Below are 20,924 nucleotides of genomic sequence, written 5' to 3' on the forward strand. Positions count from 1 at the left end.
CCGCTGCTGTTGGCTTGCGAAGGAGTGCCAGGTCAGGGGCCAGTGGGAGAACGAGGGCAGTGACCGTTCAGGACAAGGAACAGCTGGACGCGCAGTACGGCGTGCTGACGAGCATCGCCCAGGAGGCGGGCGTGTCGCTCAGCACGGTGTCCAAGGTGGTACATCGGCGCCGCGACGTGGGCGCGAAGACCCGGACCCGGATCGAGGAGCTGCTGGAGCAGTACGGTTACGTCCGCTCGTGGGACCAGGAGTCCCCGGCGTCACGGCAGATCATCGCCGTCTTTCGGGACCTGTCGGGCCCGTACACGCTGGAGGTGGTGCGCGGGATCGTGGACGCTGCCGGCGAACTCGGCGTCAACGTGGTGACCGGGACCACGAACCGGCGGTCCATCGCCCAGTGGCTGGAGGAGTGCGTGGCGCTCGGCGCCGCCGGACTCGTCATCGTGATCTCGATGCTCTCCGAGGACGACCAGCGGCGGGTCGTCGAGCAGCGGCTGCCCGTAGTGCTGGTGGACCCGCTGAGCGCGCCGTCGACCGACATCCCGAGCATCGGTGTCACGAACTGGAGCGGCGCCCGAGAGGCCGTGCAGCACCTCCTCGGCCTCGGCCACACCCGCATCGGCATGGTCGCGGGCCGCTCCCACTCACTGGCCGGCTCTGCGCGGCTGCACGGCTACCGGGCCGCGCTGGAGGAGGCCGGGATCGACTACGACCCGGCGATCGTGCGCTCCACCGACTTCGACTACGACGAGGCGCTCAGCGCGAGCCGGCACATCCTGCGCGGCGAGCGCCCCCCAACGGCGATCTTCGCGGCCAGCGACGCGCAGGCGCTGGGCGTGCTGGAGGCCGCCCGGCAGCACGGACTGCGTGTGCCGGACGGCCTGGCGGTGATGTCCTTCGACGACACCCTGGTGGCGGCGATGGCGTCCCCGCCGCTCAGCGCGGTGCGCCAGCCGTTCGAGGAGCTGGGGCGCGAGGCGACCCGGGTGCTGCTGGCGGTGGCCGAGGGCCGCCCGCCCGCCTCCCCGCGCATCGAACTCGCCACGGAGCTGGTCCTGCGGACCTCTACGTCCGCGCCACCGGCACACCGTGATGCCTGATGACCGTCGCATCACGCTGCTCACCGACCAGTTGAACGCTCAGCACGTTCGGTGTGGCACAGCTGGAGGAACCCGCGTACAGCAGGATCTCGCCCGGCTCGACGATGCGGTGGCCGTCCAGTCCGGTGAAGGCCAGGCGGTCGGTGTGGACGTCGAAGCGGACGGTCGTCTCCTCCCCTGGTTCCAGCGGCACCTTGGCGTACGCCAGCAGTGCCCGCACCGGCCGGGTGACCTGGGCGACCGGGTCGGTGAAGTACAGCTGGACCGTCTCGGCACCGGGCACGGCACCGGTGTTCCGCACCCGCACCGAGACCGTGAACCGGCCGTCCGTGGGCACCAGTTCACGATCGGCCGCCAGCCCGTCGATCTCGAACGTCGTGTACGACAGTCCGTGGCCGAAGGGGAACGCGGGCGTCGGATCCAGGTTGGACAGCCAGCTCTGCCGGTCGCCCAGTGGCGGGTGGAGGTAGGTGTACGGCTGTCCGGCGGGCGAGTTGGGGATCTGGACCGGCAGCCTGCCGCTGAAGTTCGCGGAGCCGGAGAGGAGTCCGGCGACCGCGCGACCGCCCTCCTCGCCCGGCAGGAAGACCTGCACCATGGCCGCCGCATCGGCCGCGAACCGCCCCACGGCGTACGGCCGCCCGCTGCTGACCACCAGCACGACCGGCCTGCCCGTCGCGAGCACCGCCTCGACGAGCTCCTCCTGCACCCCTGGCAGCCGCAGATCCTCCACGTCACAGCCCTCGCCGGAGGTACCGATGCCGAACATGCCGGCCTTGTCGCCGACGACCAGGACGGTCATGTCGGCGGCGCGACTCGCCGCCACCGCGGCCGGAACGGCGGAACGGTCCTCCTCACGGATCGGGCAGCCTTGCTCGAACACCCAGTCCACGCCGGGCAGTTCGGCGGCCAGCGCATCGCGCAGCGACAGCGCCTCCACTCCGTTGCCGAGGTCGTCGCGCTCGGCGAGGACGTGGTTGGGGAAGCTGTAGCAGCCGAACATCGTGCGGACGTCGTCGGCGCACGGACCGATCAGGGCGATCCGGCCGGCTGAGGGAAGGGGCAGGCCGCCGGAGTTGGACAGCAGGACTGCGCTCGACTGAGCGACGGCGTGGGCGAGTTGACGGTTCTGCAGCTTGTCCAGCTCCAGTTCGCCGGCGCGCAAAGCAGGCGGTTCGGGGTTCCAGTCGGGGTCGAGGAGCCCGAGCGTGACCTTCTGCCGCAGCACCCGGCGCACAGCCCGGTCGACCTCGGCCTCGGTGACCTCGGAGCGCCGTACCGCCTCGACCAGGGCCGGGCCGAAGCCGCGCTGGTCCGGGAGTTCGACGTCCAGTCCCGCCGCCAGGCCCAGCGCTCCGGCGGCCGACAGGTCGGCGGCCACCCGGTGCGCTGTCACCAGGAACGGCAGCGACCAGTAGTCGGAGACGACGGTTCCCTCGAAGCCCCACTGGTCGCGCAGCACGCCGGTCAGCAGCCGACGGCTCGCGACGGGGGCCTCGCCGTCGATCTCGGCGTAGGAGTTCATCACCGAGCCCACGCCCGCGGCGACGGCCCTCTCGAAGGGCGGCAGGATGACATCGGTGAGCTCGCGGTGGCCCATGCCGACGGGGGCATGGTTACGGCCTCCCATGGAGGACGAGTAGCCGGCGAAGTGCTTGAGGGTGGCGTACACCCCGGCACTCTGCAGGCCCAGGACGTACGCCTCGCCCATCTCACCGGCCAGGTACGGGTCTTCGCCGTACGTCTCCTCGCAGCGGCCCCAGCGGTAGTCGCGGATGACGTCGACGACCGGGGCGAGGCCCTGGTGGACACCGGCCGCGGCCATGTCAGCGCCGATGGCGGCGCCGACCCGGCGGATCAGGGCGGGGTCGAAGGTGGCCGCCATACCGAGCGAGGTGGGGTAGATGGTGGCACCGTAGGCGGTGAAGCCGGTGAGGCACTCGTCGTGGGTCATCGCCGGGATGGCGAAGCGGCTCTGCGCCATGATCTGCCGCTGGCGCTCGGCCAGCAGACGGGCGTGTTCCAGGGCGGGGCGGGGCAGCGTCCCGTAGGGGCGGGTGAGCTGGCCGAGACCGTGCCGGGCGGTCTCGTCGAGGTCGCCGACCCGGCCGAACAGGCTGGTGCCGGGGGCGACCTCGGGGCCGGCCGGTTCGACGTCCTCCCAGGCGCTGCCGAGCTGGGCGACCTTCTCCTCCAGGGTGAGCCTCGCCAACAGTGCCTCGACGCGTTCCTCGACCGGGCGGGCGGGGTCGGACCAGGGGCGGTCGTCGTCCGCCGGGGAGAGATCGGCGTGGTCCGGCGTGGTGGTCGTCATTCACGACTCCTCGTGGGGGTTGTTCAGGGCATGCCGAGGGAGGCCGGCGGCCTCGTCGCCCCGGCCGATTCCCTTTCGGCGTCTGCTACTTGGAGAATCCGGCGGTGAGTCCGGCGACCAGCTGGCGCCTGGCGAGGACGAACACGACCAGCATGGGAAGGGTGGAGAGGACGACGGCGGCCATGGTCGCGGGCACGTTGATGCCGAACTGGCCGCGGTAGAGCGTGAGGGCGAGGGGCAGGACGGCCTTGTCGCCGCTCTGGGTGAGGATCAGCGGGAAGAGGAAGCCGTTCCAGACCTGGAGGCCGTCGTAGACCGCGACCGTCACCAGCGCGGGGCGGGCCATCGGTGCCGCGAGGGAGAACAGCATGCGCCAGTCGCCCGCGCCGTCGACGACCATCGCCTCGAACAGCGAACGCGGCACGTCGCGCAGGAAGCTGACCAGGATCATCACGGTGACCGGCAGCGCGAACGCCGCCGACGGCAGCACGATCGCGAGCAGGCTGTCGTACATGTTGAGCCGGATGATCAGCAGATAGACCGGGATGATCACCGCTTGCAGGGGGATCGCCAGGCCCAGGAGGTACAGGCGGAAGGAGAGGCGGGACCAGGGATTGGTGTAGCGGACGATGGAGAAGGCCGCCATCAGCGCGACGACCACGGTGATCGCGACCGCCGCCGCGGTGACCACGACGCTGTTGATCAGGAAGGTCGTGAAGTCGCCGGCCAGGACGGTCCGGTAGTTGTCCAGGGTCGGATGGCCGGGAAGGGCGAGCGGGCTGTCGGTGGTGAAGTCACCGCGGCCCCGGAGGCTGGTCACGACCAGCCAGTAGAAAGGTACGACGACGAGCGCGGTCCACAGGAGCGTGGCACCGCCGGTGACGGTGCGGCGCAGGGTGGTGACGGCGGTGCTCACAGGCCCTCCTGCTGGCTGTCCATCCGGGTGAAGCCGGACAGTCGGGTGGTGAGCAGCGACAGCGCGAGGCCGAAGACCACCAGAAGCGTGGCGATCGCGCTGGCCCGGCCCATGTCGTGCTCCTGGAAGCCCGTGATGTACATGGCCAGCGGCAGCACGCGGGTCGCGGTGCCGGGGCCGCCGGTGCCTCCGGAGAGGACGTAGACCAGATCGAAGTAGGTGAGCGAGCCGACCAGCATGAGCGTGCTCGACGTGACGAAGGTGTACTTGAGCTGCGGGAGGGTGATGCGGAGGAAGCGGGTCACGGGCCCGGCGCCGTCGATCGCGGCCGCCTCGTACAGGGAGACCGGGATCTGCCGTATCCCGGCCTGGTAGAGCAGCGCGTGGAACGGCGTGAACTGCCAGGCGATCACGAAGATGAAGGTGTACAGGGCGAGGTCGGGCGAACCGAGCAGGGGCCGGGCCAGCCAGTGCAGTCCGGGCGTGGCGCCGATACCGAAGGACGGGTCCAGCAGGGCCTGCCAGGTCAGGCCGATCGCCACGGCGGACAGCAGCAGGGGCAGGAACCAGAGGACGGCGAACAGTGCGCGCAGCCATCCCCGTGGGGCCTGGAAGACACCGAGTGCCAGGGCCAGCGGGGTCTGCACCAGCCAGCTCACCACCATCACCTTGAGGGTGAGCCACACCGCCTGCCAGGTGGTGCCGTCCGTCAGGACCGCCGTCCAGTTGGCGAATCCGGCCCATCCCAGGGAGCCCAGACCGTCCCAGTGGGCGAGGCTGAGCCCCACCGCGCCGACCAGCGGGATCAGGGCGAACAGGCCGAACAGGAGCAGGGCGGGCGCGGCCATCAGCAGACCGCTGAAACGGCGGCGGCGCCCACCACGGGCCGTGCCCGGCCGCGCCCTGTGGGACGCGGCCGGACGCGACGTACGAACGACGGTGGTCATTACTGCGCCGCCTTGCTCATGTTCGTTCCGAACTCCTCCGGCTTGATCTGCCGCAGGAACGACTTGTCCACGTTCGTCAGCAGCGGGTCGGCCTGGTCCGAGGGCAGGGCCTGGTCCCAGGACAGCTGGAAGTTCGGCGAGTTCTGCACCAGGTCGTACACGAAGGTCAGCCACTTCTTGTCGTCGGCCGACTTCACCGCCGCCAGCTTGGAGTCGAGCCCGTTGACCGGGGGCACGCTGCCGGACGACAGGTAGGCGTCGATCTGGGAGTCGTTGAGAACGTAGTTCTTGAAGTAGGTGAGGGCCGCGGACTTGTTCTTGCTCTTCGAGTTCAGCGACAGGAAGTTCGACGGGTTGCCGACGATGTCCTTCGCATCGCCCTTGCCGCCGGACAGGGCGGGGAAGGCGACATAGCCGAGGTCCTTCTTCACGAAGTCCGGCGCGGCCTTGACCAGATTGGCGTACTCCCAGGTGCCCATCAGCTCCATGCCGGCCTTGCCGGTGTAGAGCAGGGCCGTGGAGGCGCCCTGGTCGTAGTTGACGGAGGAGGCGTTGTCGCCGAAGGCGCCGGCCTTGGCGAGTTCCTGGAGGCGGGTGCTGGCCGCGGTGACCGAGGCGTCCTTCCAGCCGGAGGCGGTACCGGCGGCGATCCCGTCGAACACCTGGGGTCCGCCCTCGCGGTCGAGCAGGTACTCCATGTACATCAGCGTCGGCCACTTGGAGTTCGCCGCGAGCGAGATCGGGGTGACGCCGGCGCCCTTGAGCTTCTTGACGTCCGTCAGCAGGTCGTCGTACGTCTTCGGGGGCTCGACGCCCGCGTCCTTGAGGACCTTCTTGTTGTAGTAGAGGACCACCGGGGCGAGGCCGTTGGCGGGCACGCCGTAGACCTGGCCGTCGAAGGTGGCGCTCTTCAGGACGCTCGGCGTGAACCGCAGCAGGTTCACCTGGGCGTCGGTGACGGTGTCGACCTTGCCGGCCTTGACGTAGTCGTCCAGCGCGCCGCCGCCCCAGCTGAAGAAGATGTCGGGGGCCTGGTTCGCGCCGAAGGCCACGCGCAGCTTCTGCTTGTAGTCGTCGTTGGCGAACAGCCGCAGCGTGATCTTCTCGTCCGGGTGGTCCTTGTTGTAGGCGTCCACCGACTCCTTGAGGATCGTCTGGTCGTTGAGCGCCCACATCGTCAGGCCCTTCGACGACGAGCCCCCGGACGATCCGGCAGGCCCCGAGGTCCCGCACGCGGCAAGGCTCAGGGCCGCCGTCAGGGTGACCGCGACACCGATAGCGCGCCGCGGTCTCGGTGTGCTCGCGCACCTCGTTCCGGGTCCAGGGAATCTGCGCATTGTCTGCCTCTCATCTCTCGGCATGCCGTGTTCACGCGCCAGGCAGTTGAGCGGCTGGTACGAAACCCTTTCGGATGCCATCACTGCGGACGGCCTGCCTGCTGGACCAGGACACTGACACGGAGTTCACAGCCAGGACAAGGAGGGGAAATTCCTTGGTTACGAAACACTTTCGGGCAGAGGTGCGGCCACAGAAGCTCCCTCCGGTAGAGCTGTACCGTGCCGGCCGCGGCGGGGCGTCAGCACCGCAGCCAGCCGAGATCGGAGGCACACCAGTCGACATTCCGTTGGCCGGTCGGGCAGCGGATCAACGGAAGGCGCCCCCTTCCCGCTGTCGCCTGTGCTTTGCCCTCGTCTGCCGGGTCCAGGGCGGCGGGCTGTCCTGGAGGCCTGGCCGCGGGTTCGCCTTCCGGGTCGTGACCTCGAACCAGGCCCATCGGATTCTCAGACCATTGCGTACTGAAACAAGAGGTGTCTCGCGCCGTGTCGATTGCGTCGCCGAACACCCCCGCAGATGAATGCTCCGCACGAAGAAGAGGTCGTCATGAACGGTGGACAAGCCGCCCAGGGGGCGAGACCGGCAGGCCGATTGAGGTCGGCTGTTGGCTGCCGCGCTTGTTGGGGATCCGTTGGCCACCGCGGCGGCGAGGGAGCCCTTCAGGAGCGATCACCGACGCGCTGCCCACCCCGCATTTCGGTGGCAGGAGTGAACCAGATGGTGCGGCGAATGGCGAGGGCTGCCAAGTACGCCTCGTGAAAGATGAGTTTGCGCGCCACGAAGTGACGGCATGACCACGAAATATCTGCGTAACCTGTGAAAAATGGGCGGCGCCGAGCCCGTGTGGCTGAAACTTACACAGCGTTTTCCGAGCAGGACTTCTTAGCGTTGCGGCCGTTGTCCGGGCGGTCTGCACGGGCCGATGAATTGTGGCGGTCAGTCGCCACTGACAAAGGAGTCTGCTTTGGTGGAGAGGCGTACGTTCATCGCGGGAGCCGCAGCGGCCGGGGCCGTGGCCATTGTGGGTGGGGCGACTCTCAGCGCTGCGGCCGAACCGAACGAAACGGCTTCCACGACCAACCACGTCCGAGGCGCGACCGCGATCACGAAGGTGTTCGGAGACGGTCAGAAGCTCATCGCCGTGGCTGTCGAGTACGACCGTGAGATCGACGGCTCCACTCTCTCGACGTCCACGTTCGCCGTCACCGGCCGGACGGTCACCAAGGTCTACGCGAACCGGGCGGCCGAACTGGCCGAGCGGGGAAGGGACGGCCGGTTCGTCGTCGTCGAGCTCTCGCCCGACGACGACGCGGCGGCACTGTGGGTGACACAGCAGGGCGGTGGTGGCGGCGCTTCGACGGGCTCGCCGAGCCCGAGCCCGAGCGAGTCCGGCGGCTCCGGCGGCGCCCCGGGGGCCGGCGGGCCGAAGGTCGGCGACAGCACGCCGGGCGGCACGATCGTGGCGGCGTCGGCCTCGATCGTCCAGAAGGACACCGTCACCACGACGCACGGCGCCAGTTTCCCGGCCACCGGCACCACGGTGACGACCAGTGCCGTGACAAATCTGATCGTGGACGACTTCAAGCAGTTCACCTTCGACGACCCCGCCACCGGCCAAACCCTGAAGTACAACCTCTTCATCCCGAAGGGTTACAGCCCCCACAAGCGCTACCCGCTCGTGCTGTTCATGCACGACGCGAGCGTCGTCAACGTCGCCACCGAGGGCCCACTGGTCCAGGGCCTGGGAGCCGTGTGCTGGGCCAGTGCCGAGGACCAGGCGAAGCACGAGAGCTTCGTCCTCGCCCCCGAGTACGGCTCCGTGGTCATCGACGACGACTACGAACCCTCGACGCTGTTCGACGCCACGGCCAACCTCGTCCAGGCCGTGACCGAGCAGTACTCCATCGACGAGAACCGCCGCTACACGACCGGCCAGTCGATGGGCGCGATGATGTCGCTGGGTCTGAACATCAAGTACCCGGACCTGTTCGCGGCCGCGTTCATCGTCGCCGGACAGTGGCCCGCCGAGCAGGTCGCACCGCTGGCCGACAAGAAGCTGTGGATCGTCGTCTCCCAGGACGACGACAAGGCCTACCCCGGTGAGAACGCCATCACCGAGGCCATCGAGGACGCGGGCACCCAGGTCGCCACCGCGGTGTGGGACGGCCAGTCCACCGCCGCCCAGTTCGCCGCCGACGTCCGCAACCTGAAGGCCCAGAAGGCGCCGGTCAACTACGCCTCCTTCCTCACCGGGACGACTGTCACCTCCGACTCCGGCACCAGCGCGCACATGGGCACGTGGCATATCGCGTACACCATCCCGGGTATCCGGGACTGGATCATGAGGCAGTCCAAGTAGGAAGCCGTCGTAAGGGGCGGGTTCGGCGCCGACACGGACCGGGCCCGCCCGTTCGGTTCTTCGAGGTGCACGACGTCCGAGCCCGGCGTGACACCGGGGCCCGGGCCCGGCCGGGGGAAGCGTCCTACTTGTTCTCGCCGGGCTTGCCGACGTGTTCGCCGTCGCCGGGGGTGTCGTCGCCGGGCTTGGCGGGGGCGGTGGAGCCGGGTTCGGTGTGGTTGCCGTCGTCGCCGGATTTGCCGGTGGTGCCGGAGAGGTTGAGCTGGAAGGCGAGTAGGAGGGCGGCCACGGCGAAGGTGGCGGTGATCCAGATGGTGATGCGTCGCATGGTTGCTCCAGTGAGTGAGTGCGGGGTGCGATATGGGCTGAAGTCGCGGCTCACCAGCCGAACTCCTCGGTGTGGAGGTGGTCGCGGTGGGCACCGGTGCCGCGGACGGCCTTGCGGATGGCGGTGAGCCACGCGGGCGGGCCGCAGACGTAGATGTCGCAGGTAGCGATGTCGGGCACGAGGTTCCTGAGGACTTGGGCGTCGTCGTCGAGGTGCGCGGGGCCTGCTGCCTGCCAGGAGGTGTCGGCGCGGCGGGGCCCGGGGAGGAAGATCAGTTCGATGCCGCGGCGGGCGGCGATGGTGCGGAGTTCGTCGGCGAAGACGGCGTGCTGGTCTTCGCTGTAGCGGTAGATGAGGGTGGCCTCGCCGGGGGCGTAGGGGGTGTCTTCGAGGAGGGCACGCATCGGGGTGATGCCGATGCCGGCTGCGATCAGGAGCATGCGGGGCTGGGTGCGCCGACGGGCGGTGAGGGTGCCGTAGGGGCCTTCGATCAGGGCGCGAGTACCGGGGGCGAGGCGGGCGGCGCGTTCGCTGCCGTCGCCGGCGGCCTTGATGGTGATGCGCAGCCGGTCGGGGGTGGGGGCGGCGGAGAGGGTGTAGGGGTTGCCGCGGGACCAGCCGGGGCCGTCGAGGAAGCGCCAGATGAAGAACTGGCCGGAGGCAGTCTTCATCTTGTCCAGGCGGTGGCCCTTCACGGTGATCGAGACGACGCCGGGGGCCTCGGTGATCACGGATTCGACGCGCAGGCGGTGGTGGAGGGAACGCCAGGCGGGCAGGGCGATGCGGTACAGGAGGGTGACAGCGAAAGCGAAGCCGTACAAGGACCACCAGTAGATGCGGGTCCAGGTCTCATGGAAGTCGGCGCCGTCGACGAACGTGTGCGGGAACGTCGCGGCAATGCCGACGTAGGAGTACAGGTGGATCAGGTGCCAGGACTCGTAGCGCAGTCGGCGGCGGGCGGCGCGGATCGAGGTGACGACCACCAAGATCAGCAGGATGGTGCCGACGGTGGCGAACAGCATCCACGAGTCGGATATGAACACCCGCACCAGTGCGTCGAGCGTCGCCGCCGGTTCGCGTACCGCGCGTTCGACAGCGAACAGGACGACGTGGGCGATCATCAGCCAGAACGAGGCGAAGCCGATCCAGCGGTGCCGTCGGGTGAGCAGGTCGTGGCCCCAGGAGCGTTCGACCCAGGGGATCCGGGCGAGCAGGACGACCTGGAGGATCATCAGGTCGGAGGCCAGCAGGCCGGTGAGCAGGCCGAGCGAGCCCATCGCGCGGTCGGGGGTGGTGAGGCTGAGCGGGCCGCCCTGGTTCATCACCCACAGGGCGACGACCGCCACCGCGGACAGGATCGCGAGCGCGCCGAGCGGATCGGCCAGAGTGAACCGCCGGGCGCTCCGGCGGGAGGGCGGCTTGCGGTGTCCGCGGGGCAGCACGCTGGACAAGGTCATCGGTGGGCTTCCTTCTGCACGGGTCACGGGGCGCCCCGCGCTTCGGGGCATGAGTTCACCCTGGCCGGGCTTCTTGTGGCCCGATTAAGAGCAACCGGCCCTGGCCGCAGTCTTCGAGCGGACGGCATGCGTTCCTGACCTGCGCTGATACCCGGAAACGATGGCGGAAGCAGGGCCTGCTGATCCGCCTGGTTCTTAGACTCCTTTGTCGTTTTCCGCCCATCCTGGAAGGAAGCCGTCCCTGCTGTGGGACGACGGTGAGGAGTGAGGTACACGATGGCGGCGGTGGGCCGGAAGCCTGAAGTGCTCGTGGTCGATGACGACCCCGGCGTACGCGGAGCCCTGGAGCTGGGACTCGGGCTGGAGGGCTTCACCGTCCGTCTCGCCGAGGACGGCGGGGTCGCACTGGAGCAGATCGCCAAGCGGCTGCCGTCGGTGATCGTCCTGGACGTGACGATGCCTGGACTGTCCGGAGTCGAGGTCGTGCAGAGACTGCGGGCCGAGGGCCGGACCCTGCCGGTGTGCATGCTCTCCGCCCGCGACGAGGTCGACGACCGGGTCGCCGGGCTCGCGGCCGGCGCGGACGACTACGTCGTCAAGCCGTTCTCCGTCGGTGAGCTCTCCGCCCGCCTGCACGCCATGGTCCGCCTCCACGAATCCACCGCCGAGCGGTCCCTGATACTTGGCGATGTGGCGATCGAACCGGCCGGGCGAAGGGCCTTCCGCGCGGGGCGGGACCTGGAGCTGACCACCCGCGAGTTCGATCTCCTGCTCGCCCTCGCCCACCGGCCCGGTCAGGTCCTCTCCCGCTCCCAGCTCCTGGAACAGGTCTGGGGCTACACCTGGGACGTCGACACCAACGTCGTGGACGTCTTCATCGGCTACCTCCGCAAGAAACTCGAAGCCGACGGCAGCCCCCGCGTCCTGCAGACCGTCCGCGGCATCGGCTTCGTCCTGCGGACCGGCCCGTGAAGCTCCTGCCGCGGAGCCTGCGCTCCCAGATCACCGCCGCGGTCGCCGTGCTGGTGACCGTCGTGGTCGCGCTGGCCGGACTGGTGATCGTCGCCCGGATCGACCACCGCGACCGCACCGACGTCGACCGTCAGCTCGCCGCCCGCGCCGAGAAGGTCCACCAGGACGCCGACAAACTCCTCGGGCAGGGCGAGCACACCGGCGACGACGACCAGCGCGACGACGACTACGGCGGGTTGCTGGCCGGCAGCCAAAGCCTGGTCCGCCTCATCACTGACGGCCACATCACCGCCCAGCGCGGCGAGACGCCCCCCATCCCTCTGCCCATCCCCACCCGCGACGGCTACACCACCATCGAAGCCGACGGACAGACCTGGCGCTCCCTGACCCAGCCCCTCAACCCCTCCGGCGACCGCCTCGAAGTCCTCCAGGACATCGACCCCATCGAACGCCGCCTCGCCGACAACACCACGATCGTCGCCGCCGTAACACTCACCGCCGCCCTGACCGCGGCCGCCGGAGTCTGGCTGCTCACCCGCCTCCTCCTCCAACCCCTCCAGCGCCTGCGCACCGGTGCACTCACCATCAGCGCCGACACCACCGGCCCGCACCTGCCGGCCGTCACCCGACCCCAGGAAGTAGCCGACCTCTCCCGCGCCCTGACCGGCATGCTGGACCAGCTGCGCACCAGCATGGAGTCCACCCGCCGCTTCACCGCCGACGCCGGCCACGAACTGCGCACCCCGCTCACCAGCCTCGGCGTCACCATCGAAACCCTCCAGCGCAACCCCCATCTCCCCGAACCACAGCGAACTCGCGCCCTGGAAACGATGAGCGCGGAACACCAGCGCATCGCCACCCTCCTCACCGGGCTTCAGGCCCTGGCCCGCGGCGACGCCCACGCCCTGCCCGACCGCACCTCCATCGACCTCACTGAACTCGTCACCGAAGCCACCGCCCACGCTGCCCGCCGCCACCCCTCCATCACCTACCGGCTGGCAGCAGCCGAATCGGCGATGGCACAAGGCTGGCCCGCCGGACTGCGCCTGGCCGTGGACAACCTCCTCGACAACGCCGCTCTCCACGGCCACCCCGGCGGAACCGTCGATGTCCGCCTCACCACCGCCGACGACACCGCCCGGATCACCGTCGGCGACGACGGACCCGGCATCCCACCCGAACTGCGCCAGACGATGAAAGAACGCTTCACCCGCGGCCCCCGCCCCCGCTCAACCGGCTCCGGCCTCGGCCTCGCACTCGTCGAACAACAGGCCCACCTCCACCACGGCACCCTCCACCTAGGCGCCGCCCCCACCGGCGGACTGCAAGCCACCTTCACCGTTCCCACCGCTCCCCCTTGCCCTCCCGGACACGAATGATCCCAAGCCCGGCGCCTCTCACAAACCCGTGCCCGCGCTGCTCGGCCCAACCCGGATCACCGTGCCGCTCGCGTTCCGGAGCGGTCGCCGGCACCTACCACACCGGCCGCTTCACAAAGGTGCCCCGGCTCGCCAAGCTCCTGCGCGTACCGACCCCGGCCGACCCGCGCCCCCGGGCAGCCCGCGCTCACCGCCGCCAGGTGATGCCATCACGGGGACAGCGGTGACGATGCCCGCAAGCACCAGGTGAAGATCACCAGCGTGAGGGCCTGCTGTCGCCGCACTCGCCGCCGCCGGTGACGATCGACAACTACGCCGCGAGCAGTGGCCGAAACGTCGCCCTGGACGCCCATGTCGTGCAGCCCTGAAACGCGGTGCCGGCGCGGAAGGGGTGGCGCAGTTGTCGAGTCAGTCGGTGGCCGCGCCGGCACCCGCCTGGCGGAGGCAGCGTTCGAGGCGTTGTAGATATCCGTCGAAGGGCTCGTCGGCGGGCCAGGTCTGATAGGCGGTGCCGGTGGCGGCCAGCGCGAGGTTCAGCTGCAAGGTCGCGGTCAAGTCGTCAGACTCGGTGGTGCGGCTCGCCACCCAGTTCCTCAGGTCGGTGAAGAACTGCTCACCGAAGCTCTGGGCCGACTGGGCGAGGGCGGGCGACTGCGCCTTGAGGCGGCGCTGCAGCGGCATGCGGTCCCGCAGGCTCTCGCTGAACCCCGTCATGATCGTGGTCAGCGAGTCCCAGAGCGGCTCGTCCGCGGGGCGGTCGTTCATCAGGGCCTGCCAGTTGCCCCGCTCCTCGGGGTCCTGGTCGAAGACGACGGCCTCTTTGCTGGCGAAGTAGTTGAAGAAGGTGGCGCGCGAGACGTTCGCCGCGGCCGCGATCTGCTCGACGGTCGTGGCCTCGTAACCCTGCTCGTCGAAGAGCCGCAGCGCGGTGGCCCGGATGGCGCGCCAGGTCGCCAGCTTCTTGCGCTCCCGCAGGTTCATGGTTCCGCCCATGCGGCCATCCTACATTTCGATTCCTGGACGGGTATATTTTTAGACGAGTCTAATTCGTGGGGTACGGTGAAGTCGGCCCCGGAGGTCAGTTCCGGCAGGCCGACCCCAAAGGAGAAGTCATGAGCAAGGTCTGGTTCATCACCGGTACGTCCCGCGGCTTCGGCCGCGCGTTCGCCGAGTCCGCGCTGGAGCGTGGGGACAAGGTCGCCGCGACCGCCAGGAACGTGGCCGCACTGGACGATCTGGTCGCCAAGTACGGCAACGACGCGGTCCTGCCGCTGGCGCTGGACGTCACCGACAAGGCGGCCGTCGCCGCCGCGGTGGCCGCCGCGAGCGAGAAGTTCGGCCGCCTCGACGTCGTGGTCAACAACGCCGGCTACGGAATGTTCGGCATGGTCGAGGAGATCACCGAGCAGCAGCTGCGCGACCAGATGGAGACGAACCTCTTCGGCGCGTTCTGGGTCACCCAGGCCGTGCTGCCGATCCTGCGCGCACAGAGCAGTGGCCACATCGTGCAGATCTCGTCCGTCGGCGGCGTCGCCGCGTTCCCGTCACTGGGCGCGTACCACGCGTCCAAGTGGGCGCTTGAGGGCTTCAGCGAGGCCCTTGCTCAGGAAGTCGCGGGCAAGGGGATCAAGGTCACCATTGTCGAGCCGGGTGGCTTCACCACCGACTGGGCCGGCTCCTCCTCCGCGCACGCCGAGCCGAACCCCGCCTACGACCAGGTCCGCGAGGCCATTGCGGCCCGCCTCGGCGACGCCAGGTACGGCGACCCCGCCGACGCCGGCGCCGCCCTGCTGCAGATCGTCGACGCCGAGAACCCGCCGCTGCGGGTGCTGTTCGGTACGGAACCCATCGAGATCATCGAGCCCCTCTACGCCCAGCGCCTTCAGACCTGGGCCGACTGGGAGCACGTCTCCCGGACCGCGCAGGGCTGACCGGCCCCGCCGTGCGGCCCAGGCGCCGCGCCCGGCCACGTAGAACGAGTGGCCGGCCCTGGGTTTTCTCAAGTCACTCAAGTCACTCAAGTCACTCAAGTCAGGAGCCTCACCTCATGTCCGTACCTCAGACGCCCCCCACGTTCGGGGCAAGCACGACCGCCGCGGAGGTGATCGACGGCGTCGATCTGCACGGCCGCCGGGCCGTGGTGACCGGAGCCAGTTCCGGAATCGGGGTGGAGACGGCCAGGGCGCTCGCCGGGGCAGGCGCCGACGTCACCCTGGCCGTGCGGGACACCGACGCGGGTGCCCGCGTGGCGGCGCGCCTGAAGGCAGAACTGCCGCCCGAAGCGGGACAGTTGACCGTGGGGCGGCTCGACCTGGCCGACCGGTCGACGGTCGCGGCGTTCGTGGCCGCCTGGCACGGCCCGTTGCACATCCTGGTCAACAATGCCGGAGTGATGGCCCCACCGGAACTCACCCGTACACCTGACGGCCGGGAATTGCAGTTCGCCGTCAACCACCTGGGCCACTTCGCTCTCGCCGTCGACCTCCACCCGGCACTCGCGGAGGCGGACGGCGCACGGATCGTCTCGGTGAGTTCCATCGGGCACCTCTTCTCACCGGTCGTCTTCGACGACCTCGACTACCGCTTCCGCCCCTACGACCCCTGGACCTCCTACGGGCAGTCGAAGACCGCCAACGCCCTGTTCGCCGTCGGTGCCGCCGAGCGATGGGCCGACGACGGCATCACCGCCAACGCGCTGATGCCGGGCAACATCGCGGACACGTCCCTGGCCCGGCACATGGACATGCAGCAGGTGGCCGACTTCATCGCCTCGGGCGAACTCGCACTGCCACCGCAGAAGACTGTGGAGCAGGGCGCCGCGACCTCGGTGCTGTTGGCCGCCTCGCCGACGGTGGAGGGCATCACCGGCCGCTATTTCGAGGACTGTGCGCAGGCCGAGACGGTCACCGAGCGAGGGGGTGCCGTCGCCGGCGTCGCGCCGTACGCCCTGGATCGGGACAACGCGGCCCGACTCTGGGCCGTGTCCGAGGGGCTCGTCCGTTAGCAATCCACGCTGCGGGCACGACCTCGCGACACGAGCGGTGGGCCCGGCTGCGCCGTCGGCTGTGGCAGCCCCCGCGCGCCCATGGCGAGCGGGCGGTCGGCCCGCTCGAACTGTTCTACGACCTGGTCGTGGTCGCCCGGGCCGCCCACCGCTTCGCCGGGCAGCTGACCTGGCGCGGGCTCGGTGAGTTCGCCGCGGTCTTCGCGCTGGCGTGGATCGCCTGGCTCGACGGCAGCCTCCCCCACGAACTGCACGGGCACGAGGATGCCGGCGGCCGGAGCATGTTCCTGCCGCATTTCCTGGCGCGCGCCGGCCGTGCCGTGGCGGACAACTACACAAGTAACTTTACAAAGTTACTTGTGGACTTTTAGGGTGGGGACATGAACACAAAACCCCGGCCGCAGCAGCCCACCGTGCCTGCCGCGACCGCACAGCGTCTCCAGGACGCGATGAAACGGCTGCGCGCACGCCTGCGCGCGGAGTCGGGGCAGAACGCGACCGGCCTGACCGTCACGCAGCTCGGCGTACTGGTGAGCGTCATACGGGAGGGCCCCGTCACCGCGGCCCGGCTCGCCGCGCTGGAGCACGTCAGCGCGCAGGCCATCGCACAGAGCCTGACGGTGCTCAAGGCCGCCGGCCTCGTCCACAGCGAGCCCGACCCACAGGACGGGCGCAAGAAGCTGATCAGCGCCGACGCCTCCGCGACCGAGCTGGTCGACCGGGTCGTGGCGGGTCGTGCCTCGTTCTTGGCGCGCGCCATCGACCAGGTGGTCGCCCCCGACGAACGCGAAGACGTGGAGAAGGCCATCGAGCTCCTGGAGCGGCTCGCCGAAGCGGACCTGAGCGGCGGCGGCATATGAGTGCCGCCGTCGGTCAGGTCGACGCTTCGGCGAGCGATCCGAAGCGCAAGTCCTTCGCCTGGCCCTTCACCACCCCGCTCTACGTGGGCTCCGCCCTCAACCCGATCAACAGCTCCATCATCGCGACCGCCCTGGTGCCCATCGCCACACAGCTGCACGTCGCGGTGGGCACCACCGCCGTACTGGTCTCCTCTCTGTACTTGGCCAGTGCCGTCGCCCAGCCCACCGCGGGCAAGCTGGCCGAGGTGCTCGGCCCGCGCCGGATCTTCCTGTCCGGCATCGTGCTGGTGCTGCTCGGCGGCCTGGTCGGCGGCCTCGGCCAGAACCTGGCGATGCTGACCGTCGCCCGGGTCCTGATCGGCATCGGCACCTCGGCCGCCTTCCCCTGCGCGATGGTGCTGATCCGACGCCGCGCCGAGCAGGCCGGCATGGACGCGCCGCCGGGCGGGGTGCTCGGCGGCCTGGCGATCGCGGGCATGGCCACGACCGCCGTCGGCCCGCCGATCGGCGGACTGCTGGTCGGCGCCGCAGGCTGGCGCTGGGCCTTCTTCATCAACATCCCGGTTACCGCGATCGCGCTGGTGATGGCCGTACGCTGGCTGCCCCAGGACCCCGCACTCGACCGCGCGAACAGCGGCTTCCGCAAAGTCGCCGACCGGATCGACCTGACCGGCATCCTCGGCTTCGCCGTGTCGATGACCGCACTGGTCGTCTTCCTGATGAGCCTCCCCCACGTCAAGTGGGTCGCGCTCATCGTCTTCGTCGTGGCCGCGATACCCACGGTCGCATGGGAGCTGCGGAAAACCGCGCCGTTCTTCGACTTTCGCGAACTCGCCGCCAACGGCGCCCTTGCCCGCACCTACCTGCGGCAGGCCCTCACCCTGCTCGGCATCTACACCGTGATGTACGGCATGACCCAGTGGATGGAGGCCGCACACGGGTTCTCCACCGTGACGGCGGGACTCCTGCTGCTGCCGATGGGCACCGTCTCCGCACTGCTCTCGCGCCCGCTCGCCAGCCGCAACCTGGTGCGTGGACCGTTGCTCGCCTCGGCTGTGGCCATGGTGATCGGCTCGGGCGGCATCATGCTGCTCAGCTCGCACAGCCCGGCGATCGCGATCGTCCTCGTCTCCCTGATCTTCGGCGTCATATCGGCCGCCACCACGGTCGGCAACCAGACCGCGCTCTACCTCGCGGCGCCCCCCGACCGGATCGGTACCGCCTCCGGTCTCTTCCGGACCTTCGGATACCTCGGAAGCATCACCTCCGCCGTGATCGGCAGCATCGTCTTCCGCGACGGTGCGAGCGACCACGGCCTGCACACCCTCGGCCTCGTACTGGTCGCGGCGGGCGTCGCCGTCCTCCTGCTGACCGTCCTCGACCGCCGGCTGATGGCCCGCAAAGCGGACCGCGACTCCGGCGTCTCACATCACAGCCACACCCCTACGAACACTGCGAACGCAGCGACAAACCCCCGCAAGGAGAACCACGCATGACCACCCCCGCCCTCCCCGAGATCGACCCCAAGCGGACCGCCCTGCTGGCGATGGACTTCCAGAACGGGATCGTCGCGTCCGTCTCCGAGCCCGATGCGCTCGTCGAGCGAGTCAAGGGCGCGATAGCCGACGTCCGTGCCGCCGGCGGCACCATCGGCTACGTCCGCGTCGCCTTCACCGAGGACGACTGGGCCAAGATCCCGGAGACCAACAAGACCTTCAGCGGGGTCGCCGCGGCGAAGATGATGCACCACGAGGACGACGTCACGCAGATCGACGAGCGGATCGCCCCCGAGGACGGCGACATCGTCGTCCGTAAGATCCGCTTCGGCTCGGTCTCCACCACCGACCTCGATGAGCAGCTGCGCGACCGTGGCATCGACACCGTGATCCTCTCCGGCATCAGCACCAGCGGCGTCGTCCTGTCCACGCTCATCGACGTCGCCGACCGCGACTACCGCGTCTACGTCCTGACCGACGGCGTCGCCGACCACAACCCGGACGTCAACCGGATCCTGGTCGACGAGGTGTTCCCGTCCCGCGCCCACCTGATCGACACGGCCCAGCTGGCCGAGCTGCTCAAGGCCGCCTGATACGGCACCCCCTGGCTGCCAGAGTTCGCCGGACCGCATCGATGAACGTCGACGCTCCTCCGGCGACCGAGCACCGGGGCTACTGACCGATCACGGACCGGCCACGGACCGGCTATGAACCGGTGGCCGGTTCCGCCCGCAGGCCGCGCAGCAGCACATCGAGGAGCGAGTCCACCGACTCGATGCTCAGATCGGTGCGACGGGCGGTCACCCAGTACATGAGGGAGCCGAGGACAGCGTCCGCGACCGAGCCGAAGTCCGCTTCCGGGCGCACCTCTCCGGCCTCGGCCGCGATGCGGAGGCGGTCGATGAGCCCCTTGCGCTGCACCTGGGTGAAGCGCTCGTAGAGCCGCTCGGCGGTGGCGGGGTCCTCGCTCGCCGCAGAGGTGACGGCCCGGATCCGGCCGGCCCGGATCGGGTCGACGAAGTCCCGGGCGAGGGCGTGCGCCCACTTGCGGACGTCCTTGTCCACCGATCCGGTGCGCGCAGGCGGGGCGAGGTGGAAGGGCTGCGCCTCCTCCATCACCGCGTCCGCCACGACCATCCCCTTCGAGGGCCACCAGCGGTAGATGGTGTCCTTGCCCACACCCGCGCGCGCCGCGATCCCGCCGATCGACAACCTCTCGTAGCCCTGCTCGCCGATGAGCTCGCGGGTCGCGGCGAGGATGGCGAGCCGCGATGCCTCGCTGCGCTTGCGGCCCGGGGTGGGACGGGGATCCTCGCTGGCTGAGGGGCGGTTGCTGGGCTGGCTCACCCGGCGAGTATAGGTCGCCCACCGGGCCCACAGAGCGGTCGCGTCTTGCTTCTGGGACCCACCGGACGTACATTTCGATACGGGTCGACTCGAATCGAAATGATCCAGACCCTCGGCAACACCAGCAAGGACGGCAATGACTCTTCTCAGCACTCCCTTCAATCGCGACACCACCGCCGACGAAGTGCTCCGCGGTGTGGATCTCACCGGCCGGCGAGCGGTGGTCACCGGCGGCTCCTCCGGGGTCGGCGTGGAGACCGCACGGGCACTGGCACGAGCCGGCGCCGAGGTGACCCTGGCGGTACGCAACACCGCCAAGGGGGCCAAGGTCGCCGCGGAGATCACCGCGGACACCGGCAACCAGTCCGTACTGGTCGCGCCGCTGGAGCTCACCGACCTGGACTCGGCGCGCGCCTTCGCCGCTTCCTGGCAAGGCCCGCTGCACATCCTCGTCAACAACGCCGGCATCATGGCCCTGCCGGAACTGCAGCTCACGCCGCAGGGGTGGGAGGCCCAGTTCGCCACGAACCACCTCGGCCACTTCGCCCTGGCGACCGGGCTGCACCAGGCGCTCGCCGCCGAGGGCGGCCGGATCACCGCGCTCAGCTCCACCGCGCATCTGTACTCGCCGGTCGTCTTCGACGACATCAGCTTCGCCCATCGGCCCTATGTCCCGCTGGAGGCCTACGGCCAGTCCAAGACGGCGATCGTGCTGTTCGCCGTGGAGGCCGGCCGGCGCTGGGCGGCGGACGGCATCACCGCCAACGCGGTGATGCCCGGCGGCATCCGTACCCCCTTGCAGCAGTATGCCTTCGGCGAGGACATGTCGGACGAGGCGCGGGCCGTCTACGACGCCTACCCCTGGCGCACCGCCGCCCAGGGCGCCGCCACCTCGGTGCTGGTGGCCGGCTCGCCGCTGGTCGAGGGGGTGACCGGTCGGTACTTCCAGAACAGCGCCGAGGCCCCGGTCATCGACCCGAAGGAGCTGGAGACGGACATCGAGCCGGTGGGCGTCGCCGAGTACGCGCTCGACCCGGTGGCCGCGGAGCGGCTGTGGGAGCTGTCCACGGCCGCCGTGTCCGCCTGACATGGCCGGCCGGGGCTGTGCCC

General features: G+C 69.8%; 19 protein-coding genes. 11 read left to right on the forward strand and 8 right to left on the reverse strand.

Annotation, left to right across the window (positions count from 1 at the left end; translation table 11 throughout):
• Window positions 1-59 precede the first annotated feature (59 nt).
• Window positions 60-1,100, forward strand: a complete 1,041-nt coding sequence (locus tag ABT114_RS29855) for a LacI family DNA-binding transcriptional regulator (protein ID WP_351145979.1) — start codon at window positions 60-62, stop codon at window positions 1,098-1,100.
• On the opposite strand, the gene ABT114_RS29860 is transcribed toward ABT114_RS29855, so the two are convergent.
• The 4 genes from ABT114_RS29860 to ABT114_RS29875 all read right to left on the reverse strand — a co-directional run bounded on the left by ABT114_RS29860 (window position 1,066) and on the right by ABT114_RS29875 (window position 6,452).
• On the reverse strand, window positions 1,066-3,414 hold the full coding sequence (locus ABT114_RS29860) for a glycoside hydrolase family 3 N-terminal domain-containing protein (RefSeq protein ID WP_351145980.1): 2,349 nt from the start codon (window positions 3,412-3,414) through the stop codon (window positions 1,066-1,068). The genes ABT114_RS29855 and ABT114_RS29860 overlap by 35 nt on opposite strands.
• Before the next feature lie 85 nt (window positions 3,415-3,499).
• On the reverse strand, window positions 3,500-4,330 hold the full coding sequence (locus ABT114_RS29865; RefSeq protein WP_351145981.1) for a carbohydrate ABC transporter permease: 831 nt from the start codon (window positions 4,328-4,330) through the stop codon (window positions 3,500-3,502).
• Entirely contained in the window at window positions 4,327-5,178 is an 852-nt protein-coding gene (locus ABT114_RS29870; RefSeq protein WP_351146124.1) for a carbohydrate ABC transporter permease, read from the reverse strand. The genes ABT114_RS29865 and ABT114_RS29870 overlap by 4 nt, the downstream gene beginning before the upstream one ends.
• Before the next feature lie 98 nt (window positions 5,179-5,276).
• Window positions 5,277-6,452 (reverse strand): extracellular solute-binding protein, encoded by a 1,176-nt coding sequence (locus ABT114_RS29875; RefSeq protein WP_351145982.1) that lies wholly within the window; start codon window positions 6,450-6,452, stop codon window positions 5,277-5,279.
• A 1,127-nt stretch (window positions 6,453-7,579) separates the two neighbouring features.
• Between ABT114_RS29875 and ABT114_RS29880 the strand changes: the two genes are divergently transcribed.
• On the forward strand, window positions 7,580-8,971 hold the full coding sequence (locus ABT114_RS29880; RefSeq protein ID WP_351145983.1) for an alpha/beta hydrolase-fold protein: 1,392 nt from the start codon (window positions 7,580-7,582) through the stop codon (window positions 8,969-8,971).
• 124 nt (window positions 8,972-9,095) lie between these two features.
• Here ABT114_RS29880 and ABT114_RS29885 read toward each other — a convergent pair whose 3' ends face one another.
• Both ABT114_RS29885 and ABT114_RS29890 read right to left on the reverse strand, forming a co-directional pair.
• Window positions 9,096-9,299, reverse strand: coding sequence for a hypothetical protein (locus ABT114_RS29885; RefSeq protein WP_351145984.1), 204 nt, complete (start codon window positions 9,297-9,299; stop codon window positions 9,096-9,098).
• A 50-nt stretch (window positions 9,300-9,349) separates the two neighbouring features.
• Window positions 9,350-10,756 carry a ferredoxin reductase family protein gene (locus ABT114_RS29890; protein ID WP_351145985.1) on the reverse strand — a complete coding sequence of 469 codons (1,407 nt, stop codon included), beginning with the start codon at window positions 10,754-10,756 and terminating at the stop codon, window positions 9,350-9,352.
• 276 nt (window positions 10,757-11,032) lie between these two features.
• Between ABT114_RS29890 and ABT114_RS29895 the strand changes: the two genes are divergently transcribed.
• Entirely contained in the window at window positions 11,033-11,728 is a 696-nt protein-coding gene (locus ABT114_RS29895; RefSeq protein WP_351145986.1) for a response regulator transcription factor, read from the forward strand.
• Window positions 11,725-13,107, forward strand: a complete 1,383-nt coding sequence (locus tag ABT114_RS29900; RefSeq protein WP_351145987.1) for a sensor histidine kinase — start codon at window positions 11,725-11,727, stop codon at window positions 13,105-13,107. The genes ABT114_RS29895 and ABT114_RS29900 overlap by 4 nt, the downstream gene beginning before the upstream one ends.
• Before the next feature lie 408 nt (window positions 13,108-13,515).
• On the opposite strand, the gene ABT114_RS29905 is transcribed toward ABT114_RS29900, so the two are convergent.
• A complete protein-coding gene (locus ABT114_RS29905) occupies window positions 13,516-14,100 on the reverse strand; it encodes a TetR/AcrR family transcriptional regulator (protein WP_351145988.1) in 585 nt (194 codons plus the stop codon).
• A 119-nt stretch (window positions 14,101-14,219) separates the two neighbouring features.
• Here ABT114_RS29905 and ABT114_RS29910 point away from each other — a divergent pair, with 119 nt between their 5' ends.
• From ABT114_RS29910 to ABT114_RS29935, 6 genes are all read left to right on the forward strand, one after another.
• On the forward strand, window positions 14,220-15,038 hold the full coding sequence (locus tag ABT114_RS29910; protein WP_351145989.1) for an SDR family oxidoreductase: 819 nt from the start codon (window positions 14,220-14,222) through the stop codon (window positions 15,036-15,038).
• Window positions 15,039-15,154: 116 nt separating this feature from the next.
• Window positions 15,155-16,111 carry an SDR family NAD(P)-dependent oxidoreductase gene (locus ABT114_RS29915; protein WP_351145990.1) on the forward strand — a complete coding sequence of 319 codons (957 nt, stop codon included), beginning with the start codon at window positions 15,155-15,157 and terminating at the stop codon, window positions 16,109-16,111.
• Between the two features lie 59 nt (window positions 16,112-16,170).
• Window positions 16,171-16,482, forward strand: coding sequence for a low temperature requirement protein A (locus ABT114_RS29920; RefSeq protein WP_351146125.1), 312 nt, complete (start codon window positions 16,171-16,173; stop codon window positions 16,480-16,482).
• 9 nt (window positions 16,483-16,491) lie between these two features.
• On the forward strand, window positions 16,492-16,971 hold the full coding sequence (locus ABT114_RS29925; RefSeq protein WP_351145991.1) for a MarR family winged helix-turn-helix transcriptional regulator: 480 nt from the start codon (window positions 16,492-16,494) through the stop codon (window positions 16,969-16,971).
• Window positions 16,968-18,467, forward strand: coding sequence for an MFS transporter (locus tag ABT114_RS29930; RefSeq protein ID WP_351145993.1), 1,500 nt, complete (start codon window positions 16,968-16,970; stop codon window positions 18,465-18,467). The genes ABT114_RS29925 and ABT114_RS29930 overlap by 4 nt, the downstream gene beginning before the upstream one ends.
• A complete protein-coding gene (locus ABT114_RS29935) occupies window positions 18,464-19,060 on the forward strand; it encodes a cysteine hydrolase family protein (RefSeq protein WP_351145994.1) in 597 nt (198 codons plus the stop codon). Before ABT114_RS29930 ends, ABT114_RS29935 begins: the two co-directional genes overlap by 4 nt.
• Before the next feature lie 112 nt (window positions 19,061-19,172).
• Here the strand turns inward: ABT114_RS29935 and ABT114_RS29940 are convergent, their stop codons facing one another.
• Window positions 19,173-19,814, reverse strand: coding sequence for a TetR/AcrR family transcriptional regulator C-terminal ligand-binding domain-containing protein (locus tag ABT114_RS29940; RefSeq protein WP_351145995.1), 642 nt, complete (start codon window positions 19,812-19,814; stop codon window positions 19,173-19,175).
• Window positions 19,815-19,950: 136 nt separating this feature from the next.
• On the opposite strand from ABT114_RS29940, the gene ABT114_RS29945 reads away from it, so the two are divergent.
• The gene (locus ABT114_RS29945) at window positions 19,951-20,901 is read left to right on the forward strand and encodes an SDR family NAD(P)-dependent oxidoreductase (RefSeq protein WP_351145996.1); all 951 of its coding nucleotides are present in this window, start codon (window positions 19,951-19,953) and stop codon (window positions 20,899-20,901) included.
• The last annotated feature ends 23 nt before the right edge of the window (window positions 20,902-20,924 follow it).

This window comes from Streptomyces sp. NPDC002088, assembly GCF_040296605.1.
Taxonomy (GTDB): Bacteria; Actinomycetota; Actinomycetes; order Streptomycetales; family Streptomycetaceae; genus Streptomyces.

Excerpts from the sequence above, each read along its gene's own strand:
- ABT114_RS29925 (WP_351145991.1), top strand. The coding sequence starts at position 16,492 with ATGAACACAAAACCCCGGCCGCAGCAGCCCACCGTGCCTGCCGCGACC.
- ABT114_RS29945 (WP_351145996.1), top strand. The coding sequence starts at position 19,951 with ATGACTCTTCTCAGCACTCCCTTCAATCGCGACACCACCGCCGACGAA.
- ABT114_RS29890 (WP_351145985.1), bottom strand. The coding sequence starts at position 10,756 with ATGACCTTGTCCAGCGTGCTGCCCCGCGGACACCGCAAGCCGCCCTCC.
- ABT114_RS29885 (WP_351145984.1), bottom strand. The coding sequence starts at position 9,299 with ATGCGACGCATCACCATCTGGATCACCGCCACCTTCGCCGTGGCCGCC.
- ABT114_RS29875 (WP_351145982.1), bottom strand. The coding sequence starts at position 6,452 with ATGTGGGCGCTCAACGACCAGACGATCCTCAAGGAGTCGGTGGACGCC.
- ABT114_RS29870 (WP_351146124.1), bottom strand. The coding sequence starts at position 5,178 with ATGGCCGCGCCCGCCCTGCTCCTGTTCGGCCTGTTCGCCCTGATCCCG.
- ABT114_RS29860 (WP_351145980.1), bottom strand. The coding sequence starts at position 3,414 with ATGACGACCACCACGCCGGACCACGCCGATCTCTCCCCGGCGGACGAC.
- ABT114_RS29935 (WP_351145994.1), top strand. The coding sequence starts at position 18,464 with ATGACCACCCCCGCCCTCCCCGAGATCGACCCCAAGCGGACCGCCCTG.
- ABT114_RS29895 (WP_351145986.1), top strand. The coding sequence starts at position 11,033 with ATGGCGGCGGTGGGCCGGAAGCCTGAAGTGCTCGTGGTCGATGACGAC.
- ABT114_RS29910 (WP_351145989.1), top strand. The coding sequence starts at position 14,220 with ATGAGCAAGGTCTGGTTCATCACCGGTACGTCCCGCGGCTTCGGCCGC.
- ABT114_RS29930 (WP_351145993.1), top strand. The coding sequence starts at position 16,968 with ATGAGTGCCGCCGTCGGTCAGGTCGACGCTTCGGCGAGCGATCCGAAG.
- ABT114_RS29915 (WP_351145990.1), top strand. The coding sequence starts at position 15,155 with ATGTCCGTACCTCAGACGCCCCCCACGTTCGGGGCAAGCACGACCGCC.
- ABT114_RS29905 (WP_351145988.1), bottom strand. The coding sequence starts at position 14,100 with ATGGGCGGAACCATGAACCTGCGGGAGCGCAAGAAGCTGGCGACCTGG.